General features: G+C 69.0%; 19 protein-coding genes. 12 read left to right on the top strand and 7 right to left on the bottom strand.

The window, feature by feature from the left end; translation table 11 throughout:
- The first annotated feature begins 184 nt into the window (after nucleotides 1-184).
- Complete coding sequence (locus ACS5PM_RS23335; protein ID WP_439390343.1) at nucleotides 185-1378, top strand: M20 aminoacylase family protein; 1194 nt, start codon at nucleotides 185-187, stop codon at nucleotides 1376-1378.
- 63 nt (nucleotides 1379-1441) lie between these two features.
- Here the strand turns inward: ACS5PM_RS23335 and ACS5PM_RS23340 are convergent, their stop codons facing one another.
- The 4 genes from ACS5PM_RS23340 to ACS5PM_RS23355 form a co-directional block, all read right to left on the bottom strand.
- Nucleotides 1442-1936: an Lrp/AsnC family transcriptional regulator gene (locus ACS5PM_RS23340; RefSeq protein WP_439390106.1), complete on the bottom strand. Its 495-nt coding sequence runs from the start codon at nucleotides 1934-1936 to the stop codon at nucleotides 1442-1444.
- A gap of 35 nt (nucleotides 1937-1971) precedes the next feature.
- On the bottom strand, nucleotides 1972-3390 hold the full coding sequence (locus ACS5PM_RS23345; protein ID WP_439390107.1) for an aspartate aminotransferase family protein: 1419 nt from the start codon (nucleotides 3388-3390) through the stop codon (nucleotides 1972-1974).
- A 135-nt stretch (nucleotides 3391-3525) separates the two neighbouring features.
- Nucleotides 3526-4458, bottom strand: coding sequence for a 2-hydroxyacid dehydrogenase (locus tag ACS5PM_RS23350; protein WP_439390108.1), 933 nt, complete (start codon nucleotides 4456-4458; stop codon nucleotides 3526-3528).
- Nucleotides 4458-5279: a GNAT family N-acetyltransferase gene (locus ACS5PM_RS23355; RefSeq protein WP_439390109.1), complete on the bottom strand. Its 822-nt coding sequence runs from the start codon at nucleotides 5277-5279 to the stop codon at nucleotides 4458-4460. Before ACS5PM_RS23355 ends, ACS5PM_RS23350 begins: the two co-directional genes overlap by 1 nt.
- 573 nt (nucleotides 5280-5852) lie before the next feature.
- Here ACS5PM_RS23355 and ACS5PM_RS23360 point away from each other — a divergent pair.
- From ACS5PM_RS23360 to ACS5PM_RS23395, 8 genes are read left to right on the top strand one after another with little or no spacing between them, the layout of a single operon-like run.
- Entirely contained in the window at nucleotides 5853-6518 is a 666-nt protein-coding gene (locus ACS5PM_RS23360; protein ID WP_439390110.1) for a haloacid dehalogenase type II, read from the top strand.
- Nucleotides 6519-6531: 13 nt separating this feature from the next.
- Nucleotides 6532-7824, top strand: a complete 1293-nt coding sequence (locus ACS5PM_RS23365; protein WP_439390111.1) for an NAD(P)/FAD-dependent oxidoreductase — start codon at nucleotides 6532-6534, stop codon at nucleotides 7822-7824.
- A 53-nt stretch (nucleotides 7825-7877) separates the two neighbouring features.
- The gene (locus tag ACS5PM_RS23370) at nucleotides 7878-9491 is read left to right on the top strand and encodes an ABC transporter substrate-binding protein (RefSeq protein WP_439390112.1); all 1614 of its coding nucleotides are present in this window, start codon (nucleotides 7878-7880) and stop codon (nucleotides 9489-9491) included.
- Nucleotides 9492-9528: 37 nt separating this feature from the next.
- Entirely contained in the window at nucleotides 9529-10485 is a 957-nt protein-coding gene (locus ACS5PM_RS23375; RefSeq protein WP_439390344.1) for an ABC transporter permease, read from the top strand.
- Nucleotides 10486-10495: 10 nt separating this feature from the next.
- On the top strand, nucleotides 10496-11371 hold the full coding sequence (locus ACS5PM_RS23380) for an ABC transporter permease (protein ID WP_439390113.1): 876 nt from the start codon (nucleotides 10496-10498) through the stop codon (nucleotides 11369-11371).
- Nucleotides 11371-13029 carry an ABC transporter ATP-binding protein gene (locus tag ACS5PM_RS23385; protein WP_439390114.1) on the top strand — a complete coding sequence of 553 codons (1659 nt, stop codon included), beginning with the start codon at nucleotides 11371-11373 and terminating at the stop codon, nucleotides 13027-13029. The genes ACS5PM_RS23380 and ACS5PM_RS23385 overlap by 1 nt, the downstream gene beginning before the upstream one ends.
- On the top strand, nucleotides 13026-14114 hold the full coding sequence (locus ACS5PM_RS23390; RefSeq protein ID WP_439390115.1) for a tartrate dehydrogenase: 1089 nt from the start codon (nucleotides 13026-13028) through the stop codon (nucleotides 14112-14114). The genes ACS5PM_RS23385 and ACS5PM_RS23390 overlap by 4 nt, the downstream gene beginning before the upstream one ends.
- A gap of 49 nt (nucleotides 14115-14163) precedes the next feature.
- Nucleotides 14164-15630 carry an NAD-dependent succinate-semialdehyde dehydrogenase gene (locus tag ACS5PM_RS23395; RefSeq protein WP_439390116.1) on the top strand — a complete coding sequence of 489 codons (1467 nt, stop codon included), beginning with the start codon at nucleotides 14164-14166 and terminating at the stop codon, nucleotides 15628-15630.
- A gap of 213 nt (nucleotides 15631-15843) precedes the next feature.
- Here the strand turns inward: ACS5PM_RS23395 and ACS5PM_RS23400 are convergent, their stop codons facing one another.
- The 3 genes from ACS5PM_RS23400 to ACS5PM_RS23410 form a co-directional block, all read right to left on the bottom strand.
- Nucleotides 15844-17169 carry an NAD(P)/FAD-dependent oxidoreductase gene (locus ACS5PM_RS23400; protein WP_439390117.1) on the bottom strand — a complete coding sequence of 442 codons (1326 nt, stop codon included), beginning with the start codon at nucleotides 17167-17169 and terminating at the stop codon, nucleotides 15844-15846.
- A gap of 20 nt (nucleotides 17170-17189) precedes the next feature.
- Entirely contained in the window at nucleotides 17190-17909 is a 720-nt protein-coding gene (locus tag ACS5PM_RS23405) for a cupin domain-containing protein (RefSeq protein ID WP_439390118.1), read from the bottom strand.
- A 265-nt stretch (nucleotides 17910-18174) separates the two neighbouring features.
- Complete coding sequence (locus tag ACS5PM_RS23410) at nucleotides 18175-19089, bottom strand: LysR substrate-binding domain-containing protein (RefSeq protein WP_439390119.1); 915 nt, start codon at nucleotides 19087-19089, stop codon at nucleotides 18175-18177.
- 281 nt (nucleotides 19090-19370) lie between these two features.
- On the opposite strand from ACS5PM_RS23410, the gene ACS5PM_RS23415 reads away from it, so the two are divergent.
- The 3 genes from ACS5PM_RS23415 (at nucleotide 19371) to ACS5PM_RS23425 (ending at nucleotide 23722) form a co-directional block, all read left to right on the top strand.
- Nucleotides 19371-20468, top strand: coding sequence for an FAD-dependent oxidoreductase (locus tag ACS5PM_RS23415; protein WP_439390120.1), 1098 nt, complete (start codon nucleotides 19371-19373; stop codon nucleotides 20466-20468).
- Between the two features lie 40 nt (nucleotides 20469-20508).
- Nucleotides 20509-22203, top strand: a complete 1695-nt coding sequence (locus tag ACS5PM_RS23420) for a DUF1302 domain-containing protein (RefSeq protein WP_439390121.1) — start codon at nucleotides 20509-20511, stop codon at nucleotides 22201-22203.
- A 166-nt stretch (nucleotides 22204-22369) separates the two neighbouring features.
- The gene (locus ACS5PM_RS23425; RefSeq protein ID WP_439390122.1) at nucleotides 22370-23722 is read left to right on the top strand and encodes a DUF1329 domain-containing protein; all 1353 of its coding nucleotides are present in this window, start codon (nucleotides 22370-22372) and stop codon (nucleotides 23720-23722) included.
- The last annotated feature ends 21 nt before the right edge of the window (nucleotides 23723-23743 follow it).

Here is a 23743-nt window from a genome sequence, read left to right on the forward strand (position 1 = left end):
CCGCGCGGCAGAAGCTGCGGTTGTCCGGTGGTCGTTCGGCAGCAGTTGCGGCGATGCCGTTTGACGCCGTGCTACGAAACTCCGTGCTGCGCAAGGTGCTCGATTCCGCGTCTTGTGCTGCGGGGGCTCTCTATGCTTGCCGGCAGCACCCAGGAGGATTCCCGTGCCTGCATACCTTGCGAACATGACTGACGAGCGCCCCGCCCCTGCGGCCATCGAGGACCTGCTGCCGGACTTGGTGAGCCTGCGCCGTGACTTGCACATGCACCCCGAGCTGGCGTTCGAAGAACGTCGCACGGCAGGGATCGTGGCGACGGCGCTGCGGTTGCTCGGCCTGGAGGTGCACGAGGGCGTCGCAGGCACCGGCGTCGTCGGCACGCTGCGCCAGGGAAGCAGCGAGCGCAGCGTCGGATTGCGGGCCGACATGGACGCGCTGCCCGTCGCCGAGCAGTCGAAGCTCGCCCACGCCAGCCGCCATGCGGGTATCCACCATGGCTGCGGTCACGATGGCCACACCGCGATGCTGCTAGGTGCCGCGCAGCAACTGGCCCGCACGAAGGCCTTCGACGGCACGGTGCATTTCTTCTTCCAGCCCGCGGAGGAGGGGCGGGGCGGCGCGCGCGCCATGGTGGAGGAAGGCCTGTTCGATCGCTTCCCCTGCGATGCCGTCTATGCCCTGCACAACTGGCCCGACCTGCCGCTGGGGCACGCGCAGACGCGAGCCGGGCCCATCATGGCGGCCGCCGATCGCTTCGACATCGTGTTGCGAGGGCGCGGCGGCCATGCGGCGCAACCGCACCGCACGCCGGATGCGCTGCTCGCCGCCAGCCAGCTGGTGATGCAGCTCAACACCATCGTCGCGCGCCGGATCGATCCCGCCGAATCGGCCGTCCTCTCGGTCACGCGCATGGCCGGTGGCTCGACCCACAACGTCATGCCTGGCGAGGCGAGCATCACCGGCACGGTCCGCAGCTTCAGCGTGGCAGCGCAGGACGCGATCGAGGCGGCCCTGCGCGATGCCGCAGCGGGCATCGCCACCGCCCACGGCGTGGTGGCCGAGGTGTCCTACGTGCGCTATTACCCGGCCACCGTGAACACGGCCGACGAGGCCGGGCTGGCGCTGCGGGCCGCGGCGTCCGCCGGCCTGCAAGCCAGCGAGGCCCCGCGCGCGGCCTTCACTTCGGAGGATTTCGCCTTCATGCTGCGCGAGCGGCCGGGAGCCTATCTGTGGCTGGGGCAGGGCAGGGCCGGTCCGGGGTCGCCGGACGAACGTCCCCTGCATCACCCCTGCTACGACTTCAACGACGATGCGCTGCCGCTGGGCGTGCGCTGGTTCTGTGCCGTGGTCGAGAAGGCGCTGCCCCATCTGCCTGAGTAACGCCGAAGATGCACTGACTAACGCGAGCGGCTCGCTCGGCCAGGCAGACGACCCGTTGTCGATCTAGCGCGGCTCCGGGAACAGCTTCTCGATGGGGCAGTGGGACTTGATGAAGGGCGACTTGATCACGATGTAGCTGAAGTACTTCTCGATGCCGATGTTGCGTTCGAGCAGGCCCTCGATGATCTCCTGGTAGTGGTTCACGCCGCGCGTCATGAACCTCAGCAGGTAGTCGTAGCCGCCGCTGACCAGGTGGCACTCCAGGATCTCGTCCACTTCGCGGATGGCCGTCTCGAAACGGATGAAGTCCTCGCGATGGTGGTCGGTCAGCGTGACCTCGGTGAACACCGTGAGCGTGTCGCCCAGCTTCTCCAGCCGCAGACGCGCACCGTAGCCCGCGATGTATCCCGCCTGCTCCAGCCGCTTCACGCGGATCAGGCAGGGGCTGGGCGAAAGCCCGACCGCATCGGCCAGGTCGACATTGGTGATACGGCCGTTCTTCTGCAGTTGGGCCAGGATCCTCAGGTCCAGGCGATCGAGTTTGAGGGCTTCCGGCATGTGGGTCTTGGGCGAGTGACTTGGCCGTTCGATTCTCAGGCCGCCAGGGCCGCCCGCACATCGGGCCAAGCGAGTGCTTCGTCGAGAACTTTTCGCACCCGCTCGAACAACTGCTCGACTTCGCCTTCGCTGAAGGTCAGGGCAGGCGCGAAACCGAGGACGCCGTCGCCGAAGCAGCGGAAGATGACGCCATGGCGGTAGGCCGAGGCGAACAGTCGATCAGGCAGGCCGAGTGCGCTGCTGAACAGTTGCTTGGTCGCCTTGTTGCTCACCAGCTCGAGCGCTCCGAGCAGGCCGCGGCACCGTGCGTCGCCGACCAGCGGATGGTCGCGCAGTCCTTCCAGCGCGGCGTCGAAGTACGGCGCGACGCGTCTGGCGTTGTCCAGCACGCCGCCCTCGGTGTACAGGCGCAGCACCTCCAGCGCCACCGCGGCGCTCACCGGGTGGGCGGAATAGGTGGCGCCGTGTCCGATGGGCGCTCCTGCTGGCGCCGCGTCGGCGATGCCTGCGTAGACGCGCTCCGAGAGCATGGTCGCACCCATGGGGACATAGCCGGAGGTGAGGCCCTTGGCCATCGTCATCAGGTCCGGCTCCACGCCCTCGGCCTGGCAGGCGAACATCGTCCCGGTGCGCCCGAACCCGGTGATCACCTCGTCGACGACGAAGAGGATGTCCAACTCGCGCGCCGCTTCGCGCATGGCCTTCAGCCAGCCGACCGGCGGGACGATCACGCCGCCCGAGCCCTGGATGGGCTCGCAGAAGAAGGCCGCGACCTGGTCTGCGCCGAGTTCGGACACCTTGGCGCGCAACGCGGCGACCGACGATTCGATGAGCGCCTGGGGATCGCCGCCTTGTGGATGACGATAGGGATTGGGCGAAGGGATGTGGTGCTGCGTCGACAGCGGAAGATCGAAGCCGCGATGGAAGACCGGCAGCGCGGTCAGGCCCGCGCCGGTCGACGATGAGCCGTGGTAGCCCCGCTCCAGCGCGATGAAGTGCTTCTTGGAGGGTTGGCCGACGGCGTTCCAGTACTGCACGATGAAGCGCACCGCGGCATCGACCGCCTCCGAGCCGCCGAGCGTCAGGTAGGCGCGTGTCAGCGAGGGCGGCGTGATTTCGGCGAGCCTGGCCGCCAGGCGGATCGCGGGCTCGCTCGCGAAGTCGAAGTAGCCGGTGGCATAGGGCAGGGCGCGAAGCTGTTCGGTGGCGGCGTGCACCACGCTGTCCTGCCCGTAGCCGACGTTGACGCACCACAGGCCGGCGAATCCGTCGAGCAGTTCGTGCCCCGAGGCATCGGTCAGCCACGCGCCGCGCGCCGAGGCCAGCACGAGGGGGCCGCGGGCTTCGTGCTGGCGCCAATTGGCGACGGGGTGGACCAGGTGGGCGCGGTCCAGGGCGACCAGGTGGTCGATGTCGGTGCGGGCCGTGGAAGGGTTCATGGCGTGTGAAGACATTCAGTTCATCGATGGCTTCAGCTTAAGTGCGGCCCTGCGCCGGATGGTGCCGCATTCGGGGGTGCTTGCACCGTGCTGCTGCGGTTGTGCAGCGGCTTTCCGCAGATCGTGCTGAGGCTTCGACAGGCTTCTCGATCAGTAGCCGCGAACCCTGTCGACGAGGCCGAGTGGAGCTTCGCCACGCCCGAAGCGGCGCAGGTTGTCGATCACCACGCGAGCGGCGCTCACCGGCTGGGTCATGCTGGCGATGTGCGGCGTGATGCGCACACGGGGATGCGACCAGAGCGGATGAGACGCAGGCAGGGGTTCGGGCTCGGTGACGTCCAGCACCGCTTCGGCGAGGTGCCCGGAATCGAGGGCTGCCAACAGGTCGGGCAGGACCAGCTGCGGCCCTCGTCCCACCTGCACCAGCGATGCGCCGGCCGGCAATCGCTGCAAGCGCGCGGCGTCCAGGAACCCTCTCGTCTCTTCGGTCAGGGGCAGCAGGCACACGAGGATCTGGCAGTGGCTGAGGAACTCGTCCAGCTGGGTGGCACCCGCGAGGCAGCGGACGCGTTCGATCACGTGGCGGGAGCGGCTCCAGCCGGCACAGTCGAAGCCAAACGCCGAGAGCTGCTGCAGCACCGCCTGCCCGAGCGAGCCCAGGCCGAGCACGCCGACCCGCCGCTCGGCAGCCGTCCTGACCGGAAGAGGCTGCCACTGCCCGCGTTGCTGGGCCCGCCGGTATTGCGGCATGTCGCGGTGCAGGTCCAGCACGGCGTGCATCACGTACTCGACCATGCCGCGGATGATCCCCGGCTCCACCATGCGGACGACCGGAAGCCGGGCAGGCAGCACCGAGAAGTCGAACTGATCGACGCCCGCGCCGGACGAGAACAGCAGCTTCAGGTGGGGAAAGCGTTGAGCGAGGTCGCGCGGCGGCTCCCAGGCCGCGAGGTAGTGAACGCGTTGCGGATCGCCGATGTCGGGCCAGATTCGGAAATCGATCTCCGGCGCTTCGCGGCGGAACACTTCAGCCCATTGCAGGCCGCGCGCCGGGTCGGCCTTGTAGACGAAAGTGCTGCCCATCAGCCCAGCGCCTGCGTGACGATGGCGAACAAGCGTGTGGCCGGTGCGGGTGCGAGCGAAGGGCCGCGCAGCATCGTCGTCGGCGCGTCGACGCGCAGCAGGCCGAGGCTCTCGAGCCACTCGCCCAGGCCGCTGTCGAAATCGATGTCGATGCGCGTGAAGCGCCCGGCGTTCAGCCCGGACAGATGCGCGATCAGGGCCTGCGCGCCTATGGCATCGGGCGCGACCACCGGCCCGATCGCATGGCCGCGGCCGAAGCGGCGCAGCATCCCGAAGCCGCGTGGCGTGTCATCTTCGGTCAGCACCACGGTGGCGTCAGCCTGCTGGAACAACTCTTCGATCAGGGGGTCCCGAAGCATCCCGCGCGCTTGTGCATCGAGTGACTGCAGGGTCTGGAGGTCGGCCTGCGTCGCGGGCCGCAGGCGCCAGCCGGGATCGAGCGCGATCGGCGGCGAAGGCTGGGCGGCGCCCTGGTGCTGCCGGATCTCGCCGGTCCTCACGAAGCCCAGGCGCTCGTACAGGCCGCGGCCATCGGCCGTGGCATGCAGCAGCACGGTGTGCTCTTCGAGTCCTTCGAGCAGGGCGCTCATCAGCCGATGGCCGACCCGCCGGCCCTGGCAGGCCGGGGCCACGACCACCAGTCCTATCGTCGCGTGGCGCGGGCCCCATCGCCAGCGCAGGGCGGTGCCGACGATCTCGCCGTCACGCTCGGCCACCACGCCTTCGCCGTGGCGGTGGGCCTGCGCCCAGTCGGCGGGGCGGTGCGGCCAGCGCAGGTCGGCGGTCAGCGCCTGTGCGGCCGTGAGGTCGGATTCAGTCATCGGACGGAGCGTCACGCCGTCGGATGCCGGTGCATCGTTCGCACCCATAAGTCGTTCTCCCATGAAGTGGCTTGCCGTCTATCTTGGTGGTTTTCGAGGGTGTGCGCCAGACGCGCAGGCCGCCCCAGGGCAAATCGCAAGCTTGCGCTGCCAGGCGGCTGCGCTTCGCGATTTCGCGATGGTCGCGAGGCCTGGAACAGGCACATATGCCGTGACCCCAGGCCTAACATTTTTCGCGTATCAACAACCGGACTGCACGAGATGCCTGGATTCGATCCCGACACGACACAGATGCCTGGCCGCCATCTCATCGGCGGGCGCCTCGTTTCCGGCGATGACGAGCGAGTCGGGGCGCCGGGCCGTCGAGGCTCCGCTCCGACATCAGCGCGCGCTGATCGATTTCGGGGCGCTGCGCGGTGCGCCGCGCACGGCTTGCGTGCACGCGGCACGTGATGCCGAGATGCCGGCCGCAAACCGCAGATTGCTTGCTCCAGGGACCGCGATTCACCATCCCACCACTGGCCTGACATGCTGCAATGACCACCATGCCAGCCTGAACCAAGAGACGAAACCATGAGCTTCCGACCCAAGTACATCACCTTCGACTGCTACGGCACGCTGACCCGCTTCCGCATGGGCGAGTTGAGCCGCGACATCTTCGCCGACCGTGTGCCGGCCGAACGCATGGAGCAGTTCATCGCCGACTTCTCGGCCTACCGTTTCGACGAGGTGCTCGGCGACTGGCAGCCGTATGACGTGGTGCTGAAGAACTCGGTGCGCCGGCTGTGCCGCAAGTGGAAGCTGCAGTACCTCGACGCCGACGCGCAGCGCTATGTCGACGCGGTACCCACCTGGGGGCCGCACAACGACGTGCCTGCCGGCCTGGCCAAGGTGGCCAAGGAGATCCCGCTGGTGATCCTGTCCAACGCGATGGACAACGAGATCCAGCGGAACGTCGCGATGCTGGGCGCCCCTTTCCACCGGGTGTACACCGCCCAGCAGGCGCAGGCCTACAAGCCCAGGTTCAAGGCCTTCGAATACATGCTCGACTCGCTGGGCTGCAACCCCGAGGACGTGCTGCACGTCTCGTCCAGCCTGCGCTACGACCTGATGCCGGCCGACGACATCGGCATCGTCAACAAGGTCTTCGTCAACCGTGGCCACGGTCCGGCCAATCCGGCCTACCGCTACGTCGAGATCCAGGACATCGGCGGCCTGCCGGGCGTCGTGGGCCTCTGACCGGCAGCGCACCATGAAGCTCGAGTCGTACTGGACAGCCTCCTCACCGGCCTTCGTGCCGATGGCGCGGGAGCTTCCGGCGCAGTGCGACGTCGCCATCGTCGGCGGCGGCTTCACGGGCCTGTCCGCGGCGCTCGCCCTCGCGCGCCGTGGGGCATCCGTGCTGGTGCTGGAGGCCGGTGAGCGCGTGGCCGCCGAGGCTTCGGGCCGCAACGGCGGCCATGTGAACAACGGCCTCGCGGTGGACTATGCCGAGGTCGCCGCCAAGGTCGGCGTGGCGCAGGCGCGAGCCTGGTACCAGGCCTACGACGCGGCCGTCGATGCCGTGGAGCGCGTGGTGCGTGAAGAGGCGATCGATTGCAGCTTCACGCGCCACGGCAAGCTCAAGCTCGCGACGCGCCCGGCCCATCTGCAGGCGCTCGAGCGCAGTGCCGAACGGCTGCGCCGCGACCAGGTCGACACCGACATCGAGATCCTCGATGCGAAGCGCGTGCGGGCGGAGGTGGCCAGCGAACGCTTCGAAGGCGGGCTGCTCTACAAGCGCAGTGGCCAGATGCACATGGGGCACTTTGCGCACGGGCTGGCCGCCGCGGCGCAAGGGCGCGGGGCGCAGATCCAGCTCGGCTGCTGCGTCACCCGGCTGGAGCGGCTGGGCCAGGGCCAGGCCCACCGGGTGCACACCGACCGGGGGACGGTGAAGGCTGCGCAGGTGCTCCTGGCCACGGGCGCGGCACGGCACGGCTCCTACGGCACCTTCGGCTGGATGCGCCGGCGCATCGTGCCCATCGGCAGCTTCATCGTCGTCACCGAGCCGCTGGGCGCCGAGCGGGCGAGGGCGCTGCTGCGCGAGCGGCGCACCTACGTGACCATCGCCAACATCCATCACTACTTCCGCCTCACGCCGGACCACCGGCTGGTGTTCGGGGGGCGTGCGCGATTCGCCGTGTCCAGCCCCACCTCCGACTCCAAGAGCGGCGAGGTCCTGAGGGCCGGCCTGGAGCAGATGTTCCCTTCGCTGGCCGGTGTGCGCCTCGACTACTGCTGGGGCGGCCTCGTCGACATGACGCAGGACCGCCTGCCGCATGCCGGCGAGCGCGACGGCGTCTTCTACTCGGCCGGCTACAGCGGCCACGGCACGCAGATGTCGGTCCTGATGGGCGAGCGCATGGCTGGCGTGATGGCCGGCGATCGCGAGGCCAACCCCTGGCGCGGGCGAGACTGGCCGGCCATCCCCGGGCATGTGGGGCCGCCCTGGTTCCTGCCCGCGATAGGGCTCTACTACCGCCTGAAGGACAGCCTCGCCTGAGGCCCATCCCTTTCCACTTCACTTTCCACCCGGCAATCCACCTGGAGACAGACATGACCGAACGCAAGCAACTCGAGGCCCTGGTCGGCCCGCGGGAAAGCCAGCGGATGATGAGCGCTCTGCAACGCGGAGCGAGCCGCCGCGACGTGCTGGCGATGCTGATGGCCGGGGGCATGCAGGCCACGCTGGCGGGCGGCCTGGCCGGCACCGCGATCTCGGCGCACGCCCAGACGCCCAAGCGCGGCGGCAAGATCCGCGTGGCCGGCGGCACGGCCGCGGCGACGGACACGCTGGACCCGGCGAAGCAGTCGAACCAGACCGACTATTCGCGCGGCAACATGCTCTACAACGGCCTGACGTCACTGGACGGCAGCCTGACGCCCCAGCCGGCACTCGCCGAATCGTTCGACACCAAGGATGCGAAGTCCTGGGTCTTCACCTTGCGCAAGGGCGTGCAGTTCCACGATGGCAAGCCGCTGGTGCCGGCGGACGTGGTCTTCTCGCTGCTGCGCCACAAGGACCCGGCGACGGCGTCCAAGGCCAAGGCGCTGGCCGACCAGATCGAAAGCGTGAAGGCCAGCGGACCGAACGAGGTCACCATCGTCCTGGCGTCGCCCAACGCCGACCTGCCGGTGATCCTCGGCACCTTCCACTTCCAGATCGTCAAGGACGGCACGACCGACTTCAGCACCGGCATCGGCACGGGGCCCTACAAGCTCAAGGACTTCAAGCCGGGCGTGCGCTCGGTGGTGGTGCGCAACGAAAGCTACTGGAAGCCCGGCAAGCCCTATCTCGACGAGATCGAGTTCGTCGGCATCAGCGACGAGAGCGCGCGCGTGAATGCGCTGCTCTCGGGCGGCATGGACCTGGTCGCCTCGATCAACCCGCGGTCGGTGGCGCGTGTCACCGCCACGCCGGGCTACGCGCTGCTCAAGACGCAGTCAGGCCAGTACTCCGACCTGATCATGCGCAAGGACACGGGGCCCGGCGCGAACCCGGACTTCGTGATGGCCATGAAGCTGCTGCTCGACCGCGAGCAGATGAAGAAGACCATTGCGCTGGACCAGGCGGTCGTCGGCAATGACCAGCCCATCGACCCGACCAACCGCTTCCATTTCGCGGGCCTTCCGCAGCGGGCCTTCGACCTGGACAAGGCGAAGTTCCACCTGCAGAAATCCGGCGTCACGGGCTCGGTACCCATCGTCGCCTCGCCCGCGGCGCTGTATTCCATCGAGATGGCGCTCATGATGCAGCAGGCCGCGCAGCGCATCGGCCTGGAGCTGGAGCTCAAGCGCATGCCGGCCGACGGCTACTGGTCGAACCACTGGCTCAACAGCGCGGTGGGCTTCGGCAACGTGAACCCGCGCCCGAGCGCCGACATCCTGCTCACGCAGTTCTTCAAGTCCGACGCGCAGTGGAACGAGTCACGCTGGAAGAACCCGAAGTTCGACCAGCTGCTGGTCGCCGCCCGCGGCGAGACCGACCTGTCCAAGCGAAAGCAGATGTATGCCGACGTGCAGACCCTGATCCACCAGGAAGCCGGCATAGGCATCCCCATGTTCCTCGCCAGCCTCGACGGCCACAGCACCCGGCTCAAGGGCCTGTCGCCCATCCCGCTGGGGGGATTGATGGGCTACAACTTCGCCGAGAACGTCTGGCTGGAATGAGCCCGGTCCACCGCTCACGGGTCGCGAGGTCGTCATGCTGAATCGAGTCATTCTGGTTCTCCTCGGGCAGCGCATCGCGCTGGCGTTGGTGTCGCTGCTCGCGGTCTCGGTGATCGTGTTCGCGATCACCGCGGTGCTGCCGGGCGACGCGGCACAGGAGCAGCTCGGGCAGGAGGCCACGCCCGAAGCGCTGGCCGCTCTGCGTGCGCAGATGGGGCTGGATGTGCCGGCGCCGCAGCGCTACCTGCGGTGGCTAGGCGGCATGTTCAGCGGCCAGCTGGGCGTCTCGTCGACGACGCAGCTGCCGGTGAGCGAGCTGATCGGCAGCCGGCTGCCGAACTCGCTGCTGCTGGCGGCCGTGACGGCGCTGTTCTCCGTCCCCATCGCGCTGACGCTGGGGATCGCGGCGGCGGTGTGGCGAGGCTCCTGGTTCGACCGCGCTGCGTCCATGGGGGCCGTGGCGGTCGTCTCGGTGCCCGAGTTCCTCGTCGCGACCCTGGCCGTGCTCGTGTTCGCGGTCCAGTTGCGCTGGCTGCCTGCGCTGTCCTACGTCAACGACATCGAGTCGCTAGGGCAGATGCTGCGCGCCTTCGCGATGCCGGTGCTGACCCTGTGCTGCGTGATCATCGCGCAGATGATGCGCATGACGCGCGCGGCGGTGATCGACCAGCTCGAGGCGCCGTACATCGAGATGGTCCGCCTCAAGGGTGCATCGCCTTTGCGCATGGTGATGGCCCACGCGCTGCCCAACGCGGTCGGCCCGATCGCCAACGCGGTGGCCTTGAGCCTGTCGTACCTGCTCGGCGGCGTGATCATCGTCGAGACCATCTTCAACTATCCGGGGATCGCCAAGCTGATGGTCGACGGCGTCTCGCAGCGCGACATGCCGCTGGTGCAGGCCTGCGCGATGCTGTTCTGCGCCGCCTACCTGATCCTCGTGACGACCGCCGACATCTGCGGCATCGTCGCCAACCCGCGGCTGCGGCATCGCTGAAGGCGCCCTCATGTCCACCATTCCTTCTTCAGGCACTTTCCCCCGTCCGGTGGCGCTGGCACGCCGAGGCTGGCACAGCCGGATAGGTGCCGCCGGCTGGTCTGGCCTGCTGGTGCTGGGCTTCTGGATGCTCGCGGCGCTGTTCGGCCCTTCGCTGCTCTCGCACAGCGGCGCCATGGGCGCGAGCGATGTGTTCGCGCCGATCAGCTCCAAGCACTGGCTGGGCACCGACTACCTCGGCCGGGACATGCTGGCGCGGGTGATCCAGGGGGCGCGCTACACCGTCGGCGTGGCCTTCGTCGCGACGCTGCTGGCCAGCGGCACCGGCACGCTGCTGGCGTTGCTGGCAGCCGCCAGCAACCGCTGGATAGATGCCTGCCTGAGCCGCGGCCTCGACACGCTGACGGCCATCCCCGGCAAGATGTTCGCGCTGCTGATGGTGGCCGGCTTCGGCTCCTCGATGGTGGTGCTCGTTCTCACCGCGGCTGTCATCTACGTGCCGGGGGCTTACCGCATGGCACGTTCGCTGGCCGTCAACATCAATGCGCTGGACTACGTGACCGTGGCCCGCACGCGCGGCGAAGGCACCTGGTACGTCATGCTGCGCGAGATCCTGCCCAACATCACCGGGCCGATGCTTGCCGACCTCGGGCTGCGCTTCGTCTACATCGTGCTGCTGCTCGCGAGCCTGAGCTTCCTCGGCCTGGGCGTGCAGCCGCCGGCGGCCGACTGGGGTTCGCTCGTGCGGGAGAACATCGGAGCGCTTGCCGACGGTGGCGCCTCGGTGATCGCCCCTTCACTCGCCATCGCGAGTCTCACGATCGGGGTCAACCTGGTGATCGACAGTCTGGCGGGCCGGGCGGCCCGCGAACGCGGAGCACGTTGATGGGCAGTCCTGTTGTCGTCGAAGGCCTGAGCGTCAGCGCAGGCGATGTCACCCTGGTCGATGGCCTGAGCTTCTCGATCCAGCCGGGCGAAGTGCTGGCGCTGATCGGCGAGTCGGGTTCCGGCAAGACGACCACCGCGTTGGCGCTGATGGGCTATGCCCGCCGCGGCTGCCGCATCTCGGGCGGCAGCGTCCGCGTCGGCGAGGTCGACGTGCTCGCGCTGGGGCCGCGTCCGCTGCGGGCGCTGCGCGGCCGGACGGTGGCCTACATCGCGCAGAGCGCGGCCGCCTCGTTCAATCCCTCGCGCTGCATCCTCGACCAGGTCGTGGAGCCGGCGGTGCTGCACGGCAGGCTGCGGCGTGCCGAGGCCGAGCTCAAGGCGATCGCGCTGTTCCGCGAGCTGGCGCTGCCCGACCCCGAGACGATAGGCTCGCGCTACCCGCACCAGGTGTCGGGCGGGCAGCTGCAGCGGCTGATGGCCGCCATGGCGTTGATCACCGACCCGGAGGTGGTCATCCTCGATGAACCGACCACCGCGCTCGACGTGACCACGCAGATCGAGGTGTTGCGGGCCTTCCGGCGCGTCGTGCGGGAGCGGCAGGTCACGGCGGTCTACGTCAGCCACGACCTGGCGGTGGTGGCGCAGATGGCCGATCGCATCCTCGTGCTGCGAGACGGCTGCATGCGCGAGCTCAATGCCACCGCGCACCTGATTACGGCGCCGCAGAACGAGTACACCAAGAGCCTGCTCGCCGCGGCCCGCCCGGCTCCTCGCGCGCAGGCCCAGCCTGCCGAGGATGCCGAAGTGCTGTTGCGCCTGCGCGGCCTGTCGGCCGGCTACGGGCCGCGCGGCGCCAATGGCCTGCCTGCGATCCCCATCCTCAGCGACATCGACCTCGAGCTGCGCCGCGGCCAGGCCATCGGGGTGATAGGCGAATCGGGCTCGGGCAAGACGACCCTGGCGCGGGTGGTGGCCGGATTGCTGGCACCGTGCGCCGGAACGATGGAGTTCCACGGCCGCGAGCTCAAGCCGCAGCTGGGCCACCGCACGCGCGACGAGCTGCGTCGCATCCAGATCGTCTTCCAGTCGGCCGACACGGCGCTGAACCCCTCGCAGACGATAGAGCGCATCCTCGCGCGGCCGGTGCAGTTCTACAAAGGGCTCAAGGGCGCTGCCCTGGAGCGGCGCATCGGCGAGCTGCTCGACCTCGTGCAGCTGCCGCGCTCGGTGGCGCGGCGCCTGCCCGGTGGCCTGTCGGGCGGACAGAAGCAGCGGGTCAGCCTCGCCCGCGCGCTCGCGGCCGAGCCCGACCTGATCCTGTGCGACGAAGTGACTTCGGCGCTGGACACGGTGGTCGGTGCCGCCGTGCTCGACCTGATAGCGCAGTTGCGTCGCGATCTCGGCGTGTCCTACCTCTTCATCAGCCACGACCTGCACACGGTGCGCGCCGTCTGCGACGAGATCGTCGTGATGCAGCACGGCCGCAAGCTGACGCAGGTGGCGCGGCGCGACTTCGATCGCGGCCCGCACCATCCCTACTACGAGCAGCTCGCGCGCGCGGTGCCCGAGCTCAGATGCGGCTGGCTCGACGAGCTCGACGCGCAGCGCCCGCCCACATCCGGGCAGATCGTTTCGAACCACCGGGAGATGGCATGACGACGACTTTCCGCATCGCCGCCATCGCGGGCGATGGCATCGGCCAGGAAGTGATGCCTGAAGGCCTGCGCGTGCTGAAAGCCGCCGCCCACCGCTTCGGCCTGGCACTGGAGGTGACAGAGATTCCCTGGGCCAGTTGCGACTGGTATACGCAGCATGGCCAGATGATGCCGGACGACTGGAAGCAGCAGCTCGCCGGCGTCGACGCGATCTACTTCGGCGCGGTCGGCTGGCCCGCCACGGTGCCGGACCACGTCTCGCTCTGGGGCTCGCTGCTGAAGTTCCGCCGCGAGTTCGACCAGTACATCAACCTGCGGCCGGTGCGCCTGTTCGAAGGCGTGCCTTGCCCGCTGGCGGGCCGCCGGCCCGGCGACATCGACTACCTCGTCGTGCGCGAGAACACCGAGGGCGAGTACACCGCCCTCGGCGGCATCATGTACGAGGGCACCGAGCGCGAGATCGTGATCCAGGAGTCGGTGTTCTCGCGCCACGGCGCCGATCGCGTGCTGCGCTTCGCCTTCGAGATGGCACGCTCTCGCGCACGCAAGCACCTGACGGTGGCCACCAAGAGCAACGGCATCGCGATCAGCATGCCGTGGTGGGACGGCCGGGCGGATGCCGTGGGCCGCGAGTTCCCGGAGGTCAGCGTCGACAAGCAGCACATCGACATCCTGAGCGCCCGCTTCGTGCTCCAGCCGCAGCGTTTCGACGTGGTGGTGGCGAGCAACCTGTTCGGCGACATCCTTTCCGACCTCGGCCCGGCGACGACCGGCACGATCGGATTGGCGCCTTCGGCCAACCTCAACCCGCAGCGAATGTTTCCGTCCCTGTTCGAGCCGGTCCACGGCTCCGCGCCGGACATCTTCGGCAAGAACATCGCCAACCCCATCGCGATGATCTGGTCGGGCGCCCTGATGCTGGACTTCCTCACCCACGGCGAGGGCGTCGGGCGAGCCGCCCACGATGCCATCGTCAGGGCGATCGAGAGGGTGCTCGCCGAAGGGCCGAGGACGGCGGACCTCGGCGGCCACGCCTCGACCACCGAACTCGGCCAGGCGATCGCCACGCTGGTCGCCTCGGCCTGAACGGCCACCATGCTTTCCACCCAACTGCGCCATGGCGCATGGACTCGACATGTCTCTCAAGCTTCAACGTGATGATCTCCTGCCCGGACGCAACTTCATCGGCGCCTGGTGCGATGCGCGCGACGGCCGTCGTCTCGAGGTGAGCGACCCCGCCACGGATGCCGTCTTCTCCACCGTCCCCGACAGCGGAGCGGAGGACGCCAAAGCTGCCGTCGATGCCGCGCATGCTGCCTTCCCGGCGTGGCGGGCCGTGCCTGCCAAGCAGCGCGCACAGATCCTCAAGCGGTGGAACGACCTGATCGTGGCGAACCAGGAGGACCTCGGCCGCCTGATCTCGCGCGAGCAGGGCAAGCCCCTGGCCGAGGGCCGGGGGGAGGTGGCCTATGCGGCCAGCTACGTCGAATGGTTCGCCGAGGAGGCGACACGTGCGAACGGCGAGGTCATCCCGGCGCCGGCGGCGGGCCGGCGCATGTTCGCGCTGAAGGAGCCTGTGGGTGTCGTGGCGGCCATCACGCCCTGGAACTTCCCCGCCGCGATGATCGCCCGCAAGATCGCGCCCGCGCTGGCCGCGGGTTGCACGGTGGTCTGCAAGCCGGCGGAGGACACGCCGCTGACGTCGCTCGCCCTGGTCAGGCTGGCCGAGGAGGCTGGCGTGCCCGCGGGCGTGCTGAACATCGTGACCGCCTCCCGTGCGCGCACGCCGGAGGTGGTCGACGTCTGGCTCGACGATCCGCGCGTGCGCAAGATCACCTTCACCGGCTCGACCCCGGTGGGCAAGCACCTGGCACGGCGGGCCGCCGACACCTTGAAGCGGCTTTCGCTGGAGCTGGGCGGCAACGCACCTTTCATCGTCTTCGAAGACGCCGACCTGGACGCTGCCGTCGAAGGCCTGATGGTCTCCAAGTTCCGCAATGGCGGGCAGACGTGCGTCTGCCCGAACCGGGTGTTCGTGCAATCGAAGGTGCATCAGGCCTTCGTGGAACAGCTCTCCGCGCGCGTCGCCGCGCTCAAGGTCGGGCCGGCCAGCGACCCGGCCTCACAGGTCGGGCCGATGATCAACGCGCGTGCCGTGGACAAGATCGAGCGCCACGTGATGGATGCGATCGCGGGCGGCGCGCAAGCCCTGGTCGGGGGAACGCGCTTGACCAGCCTCGGCCCGAACTACTTCGCGCCGACCTTGCTCGTCGGGGCCGACAGCCGCATGGCCTGCGCCCGTGAAGAGACCTTCGGGCCGCTGGTGGCGATCACCCGATTCGAAAGCGAGGCCGACGTGGTCGCCGCGGCGAACGACACGCCCTTCGGCCTGGCCGCCTACTTCTACGCCACCGACGTGCGGCGGATCTGGCGCGTGGCGGATGCCCTGCAGACCGGCCTGGTCGGCATCAACGAAGGGGCGCTGGCGGCCGAGGCGGCGCCGTTCGGCGGCGTCAAGGAATCAGGCTACGGCCGCGAAGGTTCGGTGCATGGCCTGGACGACTACATGCAGCTGAAGTACGTCTGCCAAGGGCAGCTCTGAGATCGCCGGCCCCGGGCGGGGCTGGGCGAACGGCCGAAGCCCCGCATCGCGGGGCGACATTCGCTTCTTCTCGGTGCTCGTCAAGGCGGGCAGCACGGTGGCGACAGTGCGATCCGACCCTCTCGCCACAGGCCATCGGGCCAAGTCCGACGGCGGCCTGGTCGGCCGCTCCATGTGCTGCGCGTGAACGAGCCCTTGGGCTCGGGCCCTGGGCTAGAAGTCCGCGACCTTGCCCCATGCCGAAGCGTTGAAACGCTCCGGGCGATACGGTGCGGGGTCGACGATGGGCTCGGCGCCGCTGACCAGGTCGGCGATCAGGTGGCCGGCACCCGGGCCGATGCCGAAGCCGTGCCCGGAAAAGCCCGCGGCCAGGATGAAGCCCGACATGCCGGGCACTTCGCCGATGCCGGGAACCCCGTCCGGCGTGCTGTCGATGTAGCCGGCCCAGGCGTGCGTGACCTTGGCTTCGCGAAGCTGGGGCAGCAGTTCGATGGCGCGGCGGTGGGTCTCCCGGATCGTCGGCATGTCGGGCTTCGGATCGAGGACGCGCACCCGCTCCATGGGTGTCGGCGCATCGAGCCGCCAACGCGCCAGCGTTTCGTGGCCGCCACGGATGCCTTCGAGGCCACCCGGACGGAGGTTGCGCCACCGCTTGGCGAACATCGGCACGAACTGCGGGGCGAATCGCATGAACTGCGGCGTCACGTCCACGCGGGCGCGGCCGCTGATGGCCAGTGCGTAGCGTCCGTCATTGCGGCGCGTGGCGGACACGCCCGCGCTGACCACCGCATCCGGCAGGTGATGCTCCACAGCGGACACGCTCAGGATGGATTGGCGGATCGAGGCCTGCGGAAAGCGCACGCCCAGCTGGCGGCAGAACGAAGACGCCCAGGCCCCGCCCGCGAGCACGGCCGTTCTGGTCTTGATGACCCCGGCTTCGGTGATGACGCCGCTGACCCGTCCTCCTTCCATCTCGATGCCTCGGGCTGCGCAGTTCTGGTGGACGCTGCCGCCGAGCTTCATGATCGCCGCTGCCACGGCGGGCGCTGCCTTGCCCGGGTCCGCGGTGCCGTCGCTGGGCGAGAAGACTCCGCCTTTCCACGCTCGCCCGGTCGCCTGCCCGCGCTGCGCGGCCTCACGGCTGCTCAGCATGTGGGTCGTCACGCCGGCGGTCCGGGCGAAGTCGCGCCAGCTGGCCCAGCGCGACAACTCGGCCTCGTCGTTGCTGAGGTACAGCAGCCCGCAGCGGCTGAAGCCCGTGTCCTGCCCGCTTTCGGCGGCAAAGCGCTCCCAGAGATCGAGGCTCTTGCTGGCCAATGGCAGCTCGCGAGCGTCACGGTTTTGCTGCCGGCACCAGCCCCAGTTGCGGCTCGACTGCTCGGCGCCGATGCTTCCCTTCTCGACGAGGGCCACGGCCAGTCCGCGACGGGCCAGGTAGTAGGCGGTGAAGACTCCGATGATGCCGCCGCCGATCACGACGACGTCGGCCGAGGCCGGCGGTGTGGGCGAAGTCTGGATGTGGTGCAGGGGAGGAGACATGATGGATCTCGTTCGCCGATTCAGGCCTGGACGCTTTGAACGACGTAGAACTTCGCCACGCGTTCGCTGCTCTCCCATCCGATCGGCGCGCCCTGCGGCACGAAAAGCGCATCCCCGGTGCCTGCCGACAGCACGCTGCCATCTGGGGCTGCGAATCGGACGCTGCCGGCCACGAGGTGCATGAATTCGTTGAGCCTGTGCGGACGGACGATCCGGTGGTACGCCGTCGAATCCCAGGCGCCGGCCAGGTACTGCGCGGCGTCGTCGCTGAAGACGTTGTCGCTGCGGCATTCAGGGGCCGGGCCGAGGAGCACTTCCGGGGGCAGGGTGGCCGTCGGCTTGAAGTTGGCGTCGGCACGCAGCGGCGCCAGGCCACGCTTCGTCGGTCTGTCGCAGGCGGCGGCGCAGAAGACGAATCGCGCACGCGATCCGGCCTGGATGCGAACCGGCGTGCCGCCACCGATGACGGCGCCCGATTGCGGACCGAGGACCAGCGGCGCCGCACCGGCTGTGGTCAGGGTCAGCTCACCCTCCACGACGACGAGCGTCTCGATGTGGGGAAAGCTTGCGACTTCGATCTCACCGACAAAGCTGGCCCGGCCCGCGGCCATGGAGCCCGGACCTTCCCAGGCGATCCCGCGATGTTTCGCGAAGGGATCGTTGCGGCCGAAGGCCGCTTCGCGGAAAGAGGTCGAAAGGGCCGCGCCGTCGGCGCGATGCAGCACGAGGGCCACGGTCATGAACTGCTCCTGCGCTTTGCGCGGTGACTCATCTGTCTTCTCGGGCGATGCCGGACTGGCACTTCCCGCTGGGGCCGGCGGACGGTGTCGCGCCGTCGATGGTCAAAAGTTTAGAGGGCGCGTCCGTCGCGCCGGTGCTGCAATGAGGGCGTTGCACGAAGCAGCCTGCGGTTGTGTGCGCCGCCACAGCAGATCCTGCCGTGTGCAGGCGTCCCGGGTCGCCGATGCCGACGCGCTAGCCGACGAGATTCGCCGATGCCGCGCCTCAGAACTCGTCCATCCGCCTCGCGGCCTCGCCCAAGAGGCCGCGCAGCCAGGTCAGGCCCGGATCGTTGGTCCGGAACTTGTGCCATTGCATGGCCTGCTCCATGGCGTCGATCTTCATCGGCGTGGGACGGATCTCCAGCGGCCAGGCGCCGGTGAGCCGTCGTGCAACGCGTTCGTGGACCGTGGCGACGCGTTCCGTGCCGACCAGCAGGGCCGGCAGCGTGATGAAGCTGTAGGTCAGCACGCCGACCCGCCGCGTGATGCCGTAGCGCTTGAGGAACCAGCCCTCGAAGGCGTCGGAGCGCCCGCTGCCTGGCTGCATCACGACGTGGTCCGCAGCGACGTAGCGCTCGAAGCTGAGCTCACCTTTCGCGATCGCGCTGTCGCGCCAGACCATGCAGACGAAGTTCTCCTCGTAGAGCACCTCGCGAGGATGGTCGGGCGACATGAAGCCCGTAGGGATGACGAGCAGGTCCGCCTCGCCGCGCTCCAGGTAGCGATGGGGCTGATCCACCTGCGGGGCGAACTCGAAGCGCACCGTGGCGCCTTGCTTCGCTGCCAGCGAGAGCATGGGGGGGCCGAGCACCAGCTGGGTGTAGTCCGACGAGAAGATGCGGAACATGCGGTCGCTGTGCTGCGGCTCGAACGCGGGCGGAGCGGCGATGGTGCTGTCGATGCGAAGCAGGACATCCCTGACCGCCTCCTGCAGGCGCTCGGCGCGCGGCGTCAGCTCCATCTTGCGGCCGATCTGCACCAGCAGGTCATCCTCGAAGTACTCGCGCAGCCGCGACAGCGAGTTGCTCATGGCCGAAGGGCTGAGGTTCAGCATTTCTGCCGCGCGGGTCACGCTGCGCTCCTTGAGCAGCACGTCCAGCGCCACCAGCAGGTTCAGGTCGAGTTTGTTGAATCGCACGTCGTCTTCTTCGCCAGGGGGCCGGGCACGGCGGATTCTGCATGCCGCGTCATCGGCCGGCGCAGGCCCTCGGGTTAACCCGCGATCGTTGGGGCGCATCGAATCGACGCTTCGATAGAAAGCGTTTTTCGGAATGAGCGGGCCCCCGTAGCCTGACGTCCATCGAGCCCGGAAAGGGCTCTTCACGAAGAACGGAGACAACGAATGGCCTTCGGCCAGGCGGCGGGCGTGCTTTCGCCCGAAATCCTCGCAGCATCGGCGGCAGCTGGAAAGGCGCACCGGTGACCCAGCGCGTCGTCGTCGTAGGCGCCGGGATCGCTGGCCTGGCCTGTGCGCTGTCGTGCGCACAGGCAGGTGCCGAGGTCGATGTGCTCGAGGCACGCCACTCGCCCGGCCACGTGCCCGCCACGGTGGACTTGGTGCCCAGCCTGTTGCGTGACCTGGCACGCCTGGGCGTGGCGGACGGCTGCACGCGTCGCGGTTTCGCCTATTGCGATCTCTCGGTGGTGGACGAGAACGGCGAAGAGGCCCTGCGCGTGCCGACGCCTCGGCTCGCGGGGCCGCAGTTGCCGCCGGCGGCTGGCGTGGCGCTCGACGACCTGCTGGAACTCCTCGCTGGCGCGGCAACGCAGGCGGGCGCCACGCTGCATCGGGGCTGTGCCGCGCGGGTCGTGGAGCCGCGACGCGGGCGGGTCGAGGTCGACGGCGGGGCGTTCGCAGGCGACCTCGTGGTTCTGGCCACTGGCGCCGACTCGCCCCTGGCCGCAACGCTCTTCGGCGCGGCGCCATCACGCTTTGCGCAGCACACCTGGTGGCACACCTTGATGCCGCGGCCGCCATGGCTCGAGCGCTCGACCTGGATGGCGGGCTCGGTGGGCCGCCGGCTGCTGCTGGTGCCCAGCGGGATGTCGCGAGCCGGCATGGCCGTGGTCGGCACACAGGCGCTTGAGGGACCGATGGACGGCCCAGCGCTCATGCGGCTGCTGCAGTCCTGGGGCCCGCTTCCGCGCCGCGTGGCTGCATTGATGGAGCCCTCTTCGCCCGTGGCGCCCCGGCCGGTCGCCAGTGCCCTGCGCGAGGCGCCTTGGCACCGTGGGGCGGTGTTGTGCGTGGGGGCGGCGGCGCACGCCATCGCACCGCCGTTCGGCCAGTCGGCGGCACAAGCGCTGGAGGACGCCGTGGTGCTCGGCGAACTCGTCGCCGCGCGGCTTGAGCGGCCGCTGTTGCTGCGGCGATTCATGGAGCGCCGAGGCGCCCGCGTGCAGCGGCTCCATGCCCTGGTCGAGCGAGCCGCGTGTTGGATGTTGAACCCCGAGCCGGAGACCGACCTGAAGCAGATCGGAGACGAGATCAGCGCGCTGGTCTCGGAGCCCGCATGAATCCCTGAGGACGAGAGAGAGAAAGACAGGAGACGCCCCCATGACAAAGCCCACGCCACCACAACGAACCCGAGCCGCCCTGGCGCTCGCAGCCGCCTTGGCCGCCACCAGCGCGCACGCCGTCGCGATCGACGTCGACGATCCGGATTGGTCGATCCGCCTAGACAACACCCTCAAGGGCAGCCTGATGGCCCGCACCGAGAAGGCCGACCCTGCGCTGGTCGACTCCTTCCGGCTGCTGGTGCCCGGCGTGCCGGCCTCCGCCTTCCCCCAGGCCCTGAACTTCAACGCCGGCGACGACAACTTCCGCCAGCGCGGCCTCGTCTCGGAGCGCCTGGATCTGCTCAGCGAGTTCGACGCGGTCTATCGCAAGGACTACGGCGTGCGCCTGAGCGCCGCGGCCTGGTACGACGGCGCGTACAGCGGAAAGACCGATGCGAAGGAATCGGTCAACGGCCAGTCGCCCTACAACGAGTTCCCCGAGCACACCCGCGACCTCGCGGGTCGCAAGGCCGAGCTGCTCGATGCCTTCGTCTTCGGCAGCTTCGATTTCGGTGACGGGCGGCGGCTGAGTACGCGCCTGGGCCGCCATGCATTGCAGTACGGCGAGAGCCTGTTCTTCGGCGACAACGGCATCGCGCGGGCCCAGGGCCCGATCGACATCTTCAAGCTGCTCGGCTCGCCGAACGCGCAGTTCAAGGAGATCGTCCGCCCGGTGCCGCAGTGGTCGGCGCAATTGCAGCTCTCGCCGGACCTGTCCATCGGAGGCTACGTGCAGTTCGGGTGGGAAGCGGACCGCCTGCCCCCCGAGGGCAGCTACTTCTCGACGACCAACATCCCCTGGGGTTCGAAGCAGCCCGAGTTCGTCGGCATCCCGGGGGTCGGCAACTTCGTGCTCACGCCCGGCGGCGACCGCAAGCCCAAGGATTCGGGCCAGTTCGGCGCGCAGGTCCGCTGGCGGCTGGACGACATCGACCTCGGCTTCTACGCCGCGCGCTACCACGACAAGGGCGGCCAGCTCTACGGTCAGCTGAACACGCTGGGCACGCCCGCGCCCGACGGCTCGCTGCCCGGCAGCTGGTACTTCGCCTTCCCCGAGGCGGTGAAGGTCTACGGCCTGAGCGCCTCGCTCTCCGCCGGCGACTTCAACTTCGCCGGCGAGGCCTCCGTGCGCGACAACATGCCGCTGCGCAGCACCAACATGCTCTACGGCTTCTTCCCGGGCCAGCCCGAGCCGCAGTACGCCACCGGCCGCACCGCGCACCTGAACCTGTCGACCCTGGCCACCTTCGGGCCGAGCTTCGTCGCCCGCGAATCGGCCCTGGTCGCCGAGCTGGCGTGGAACCGCGTGCTGCGGGTGAACGACCCCGATGGCGAGCTCGACAAAGGCCGCACGCGGGACGCCACCGCGCTGCAGCTCATCTTCACGCCCAGCTACCGGCAGGTGCTGCCGGGCCTGGACCTCAATGTCCCGCTCGGGCTGCGCTACACGCTGGACGGCCATTCCGCAGTCACCGTGTGGGACGGCCGTGGCAGCGGCAGCGCGAACGTCGGCATCGACGGCAACTACCTCGGCGTCTGGCAGTTCGCCCTGAACTACACGAAGTTCATCGGCAAGGCCGTGCCCTTCGTCGACTTCTCGCCGGCCGCCACCGGAGGCAGCCCGATCTTCGGCCGCGGCAACTCGCTGGCCGACCGCGACTTCGTGGCGCTGACCTTGCGCCGCACGTTCTGAAATGAGACCCCCACGCTCCCTTCCGGTCGCTGCCCCCCGAGGGGGCTTTTGCAGCGGACCGGCGAAGCCGGATCCGCGCAAACCCCTTGGTTGGGGCGGCTTCGTGCGTCGCGGGCAGCGCGACTCGCGGTGGAGCAACCGAGCTGAAAACCAGGAGACAACGACGATGAACCAAAGACTTGTGGCAACCGCTGCGTGCGTGGCCATGCTGGGCCTGCCTTGGGCCAGCTTCGCCGGCGTCAGCGCCGATGAGGCCGCGCACCTGAAGACCGATCTCACGCCGCTGGGGGCGGAGAAGGCGGGCAACAAGGACGGCAGCATCCCGGCCTGGACGGGCGGCCACACCACGCCGATCGCGGGCGACAAGCCGGGCGGCCGGCGCGGCGATCCGTTCAAGGACGAGAAGCCGGTCTACTCGATCACCGCGAAGAACGCCGACCAGTACGCGGACAAGCTGACCGACGGCACCAAGGCGCTGCTGAAGAAGTACCCCGATACCTACCGCGTCGACGTCTACAAGACCCATCGCACGGCGGCCGCGCCGCAGTGGGTGTACGACAACACCTTCAAGAACGCGACCCGGGCCAGGCTCGATGGCGAGACCATCAGCGGCGCTCATGGCGGCATCCCGTTCCCGGTGCCGAAGTCGGGTGCCGAGGTGATGTGGAACCACGTGCTGCGCTGGCGCGGCAGCTCGTGGCAGTTCCACATCGACTCGTACCAGCTCACCGCCGACGGCAAGGCCGTGCTCACCACCGACGGCGTGGGCGACCAGCAGATGCCTTACTACCTGCCTGATTCGGGCCCGGACAAGTTCGGCGGCGAGTTCTGGCTGGTCAAGCTGACCAGCTCCGGCCCGCCGATCCGCGCCGGCGAGGCCATCGTCGGCCGGGAGAACCTGGACTTCACCAAGTCCCAGGCCTGGGTCTACCTGACCGGCCAGCGCCGCGTGCGCAAGCTGCCGAACCCCTGCTGCGACACGCCGACGCCGGCGGCGGCGGGCGTCATGTCCTTCGACGAGATCGAGGTCTTCACCGGCAGGCTGGATCGCTTCGACTGGAAGCTCGTGGGCAAGAAGGAGATGGTGGTGCCCTACAACGGCAACCGCCTGCTGCAGCCCAAGACCGATGCCGAGGTGCTGGGCGCTCATCACCTGAACCCGGACTTCGTGCGCTGGGAGCTGCACCGCGTCTGGGTTGTCGAGGCCACGCTGCGCGACGGCAAGCGCCACCAGGCCCCGAAGAGCCGCTACTACTGCGACGAGGACACCTGGACCTGCCTGCTGGCCGACCGCTGGGATGCCAACGGCCAGCTGTGGAAGACCGTCTGGGCCCAGACTTTCGTCGCGCCGGACCTGCCCGGCGTGGTGGTCGGCAGCTTCGGCTTCAACGACCTGCTCTCGGGCACCGCCTTCGTCGGCAACCTCTACAACGCCAAGGCTGCGCACTATCCGATCGTGCCCACGTATTCGGACAGCACGTTCACGCCCGACGCGATGGCCGCGGCAGGCGCAAGGTGACCGAGAGGGGGAATGGCGTGA

The organism is Ideonella flava, assembly GCF_051857595.1.
Taxonomy (GTDB): Bacteria; Pseudomonadota; Gammaproteobacteria; order Burkholderiales; family Burkholderiaceae_C; genus Ideonella.

Excerpts from the sequence above, each read along its gene's own strand:
- ACS5PM_RS23335 (WP_439390343.1), top strand. The coding sequence starts at position 185 with ATGACTGACGAGCGCCCCGCCCCTGCGGCCATCGAGGACCTGCTGCCG.
- ACS5PM_RS23340 (WP_439390106.1), bottom strand. The coding sequence starts at position 1,936 with ATGCCGGAAGCCCTCAAACTCGATCGCCTGGACCTGAGGATCCTGGCC.
- ACS5PM_RS23345 (WP_439390107.1), bottom strand. The coding sequence starts at position 3,390 with ATGTCTTCACACGCCATGAACCCTTCCACGGCCCGCACCGACATCGAC.
- ACS5PM_RS23350 (WP_439390108.1), bottom strand. The coding sequence starts at position 4,458 with ATGGGCAGCACTTTCGTCTACAAGGCCGACCCGGCGCGCGGCCTGCAA.
- ACS5PM_RS23355 (WP_439390109.1), bottom strand. The coding sequence starts at position 5,279 with ATGACTGAATCCGACCTCACGGCCGCACAGGCGCTGACCGCCGACCTG.
- ACS5PM_RS23360 (WP_439390110.1), top strand. The coding sequence starts at position 5,853 with ATGAGCTTCCGACCCAAGTACATCACCTTCGACTGCTACGGCACGCTG.
- ACS5PM_RS23365 (WP_439390111.1), top strand. The coding sequence starts at position 6,532 with ATGAAGCTCGAGTCGTACTGGACAGCCTCCTCACCGGCCTTCGTGCCG.
- ACS5PM_RS23370 (WP_439390112.1), top strand. The coding sequence starts at position 7,878 with ATGACCGAACGCAAGCAACTCGAGGCCCTGGTCGGCCCGCGGGAAAGC.
- ACS5PM_RS23380 (WP_439390113.1), top strand. The coding sequence starts at position 10,496 with ATGTCCACCATTCCTTCTTCAGGCACTTTCCCCCGTCCGGTGGCGCTG.
- ACS5PM_RS23385 (WP_439390114.1), top strand. The coding sequence starts at position 11,371 with ATGGGCAGTCCTGTTGTCGTCGAAGGCCTGAGCGTCAGCGCAGGCGAT.
- ACS5PM_RS23390 (WP_439390115.1), top strand. The coding sequence starts at position 13,026 with ATGACGACGACTTTCCGCATCGCCGCCATCGCGGGCGATGGCATCGGC.
- ACS5PM_RS23395 (WP_439390116.1), top strand. The coding sequence starts at position 14,164 with ATGTCTCTCAAGCTTCAACGTGATGATCTCCTGCCCGGACGCAACTTC.
- ACS5PM_RS23400 (WP_439390117.1), bottom strand. The coding sequence starts at position 17,169 with ATGTCTCCTCCCCTGCACCACATCCAGACTTCGCCCACACCGCCGGCC.
- ACS5PM_RS23405 (WP_439390118.1), bottom strand. The coding sequence starts at position 17,909 with ATGACCGTGGCCCTCGTGCTGCATCGCGCCGACGGCGCGGCCCTTTCG.
- ACS5PM_RS23420 (WP_439390121.1), top strand. The coding sequence starts at position 20,509 with ATGACAAAGCCCACGCCACCACAACGAACCCGAGCCGCCCTGGCGCTC.
- ACS5PM_RS23425 (WP_439390122.1), top strand. The coding sequence starts at position 22,370 with ATGAACCAAAGACTTGTGGCAACCGCTGCGTGCGTGGCCATGCTGGGC.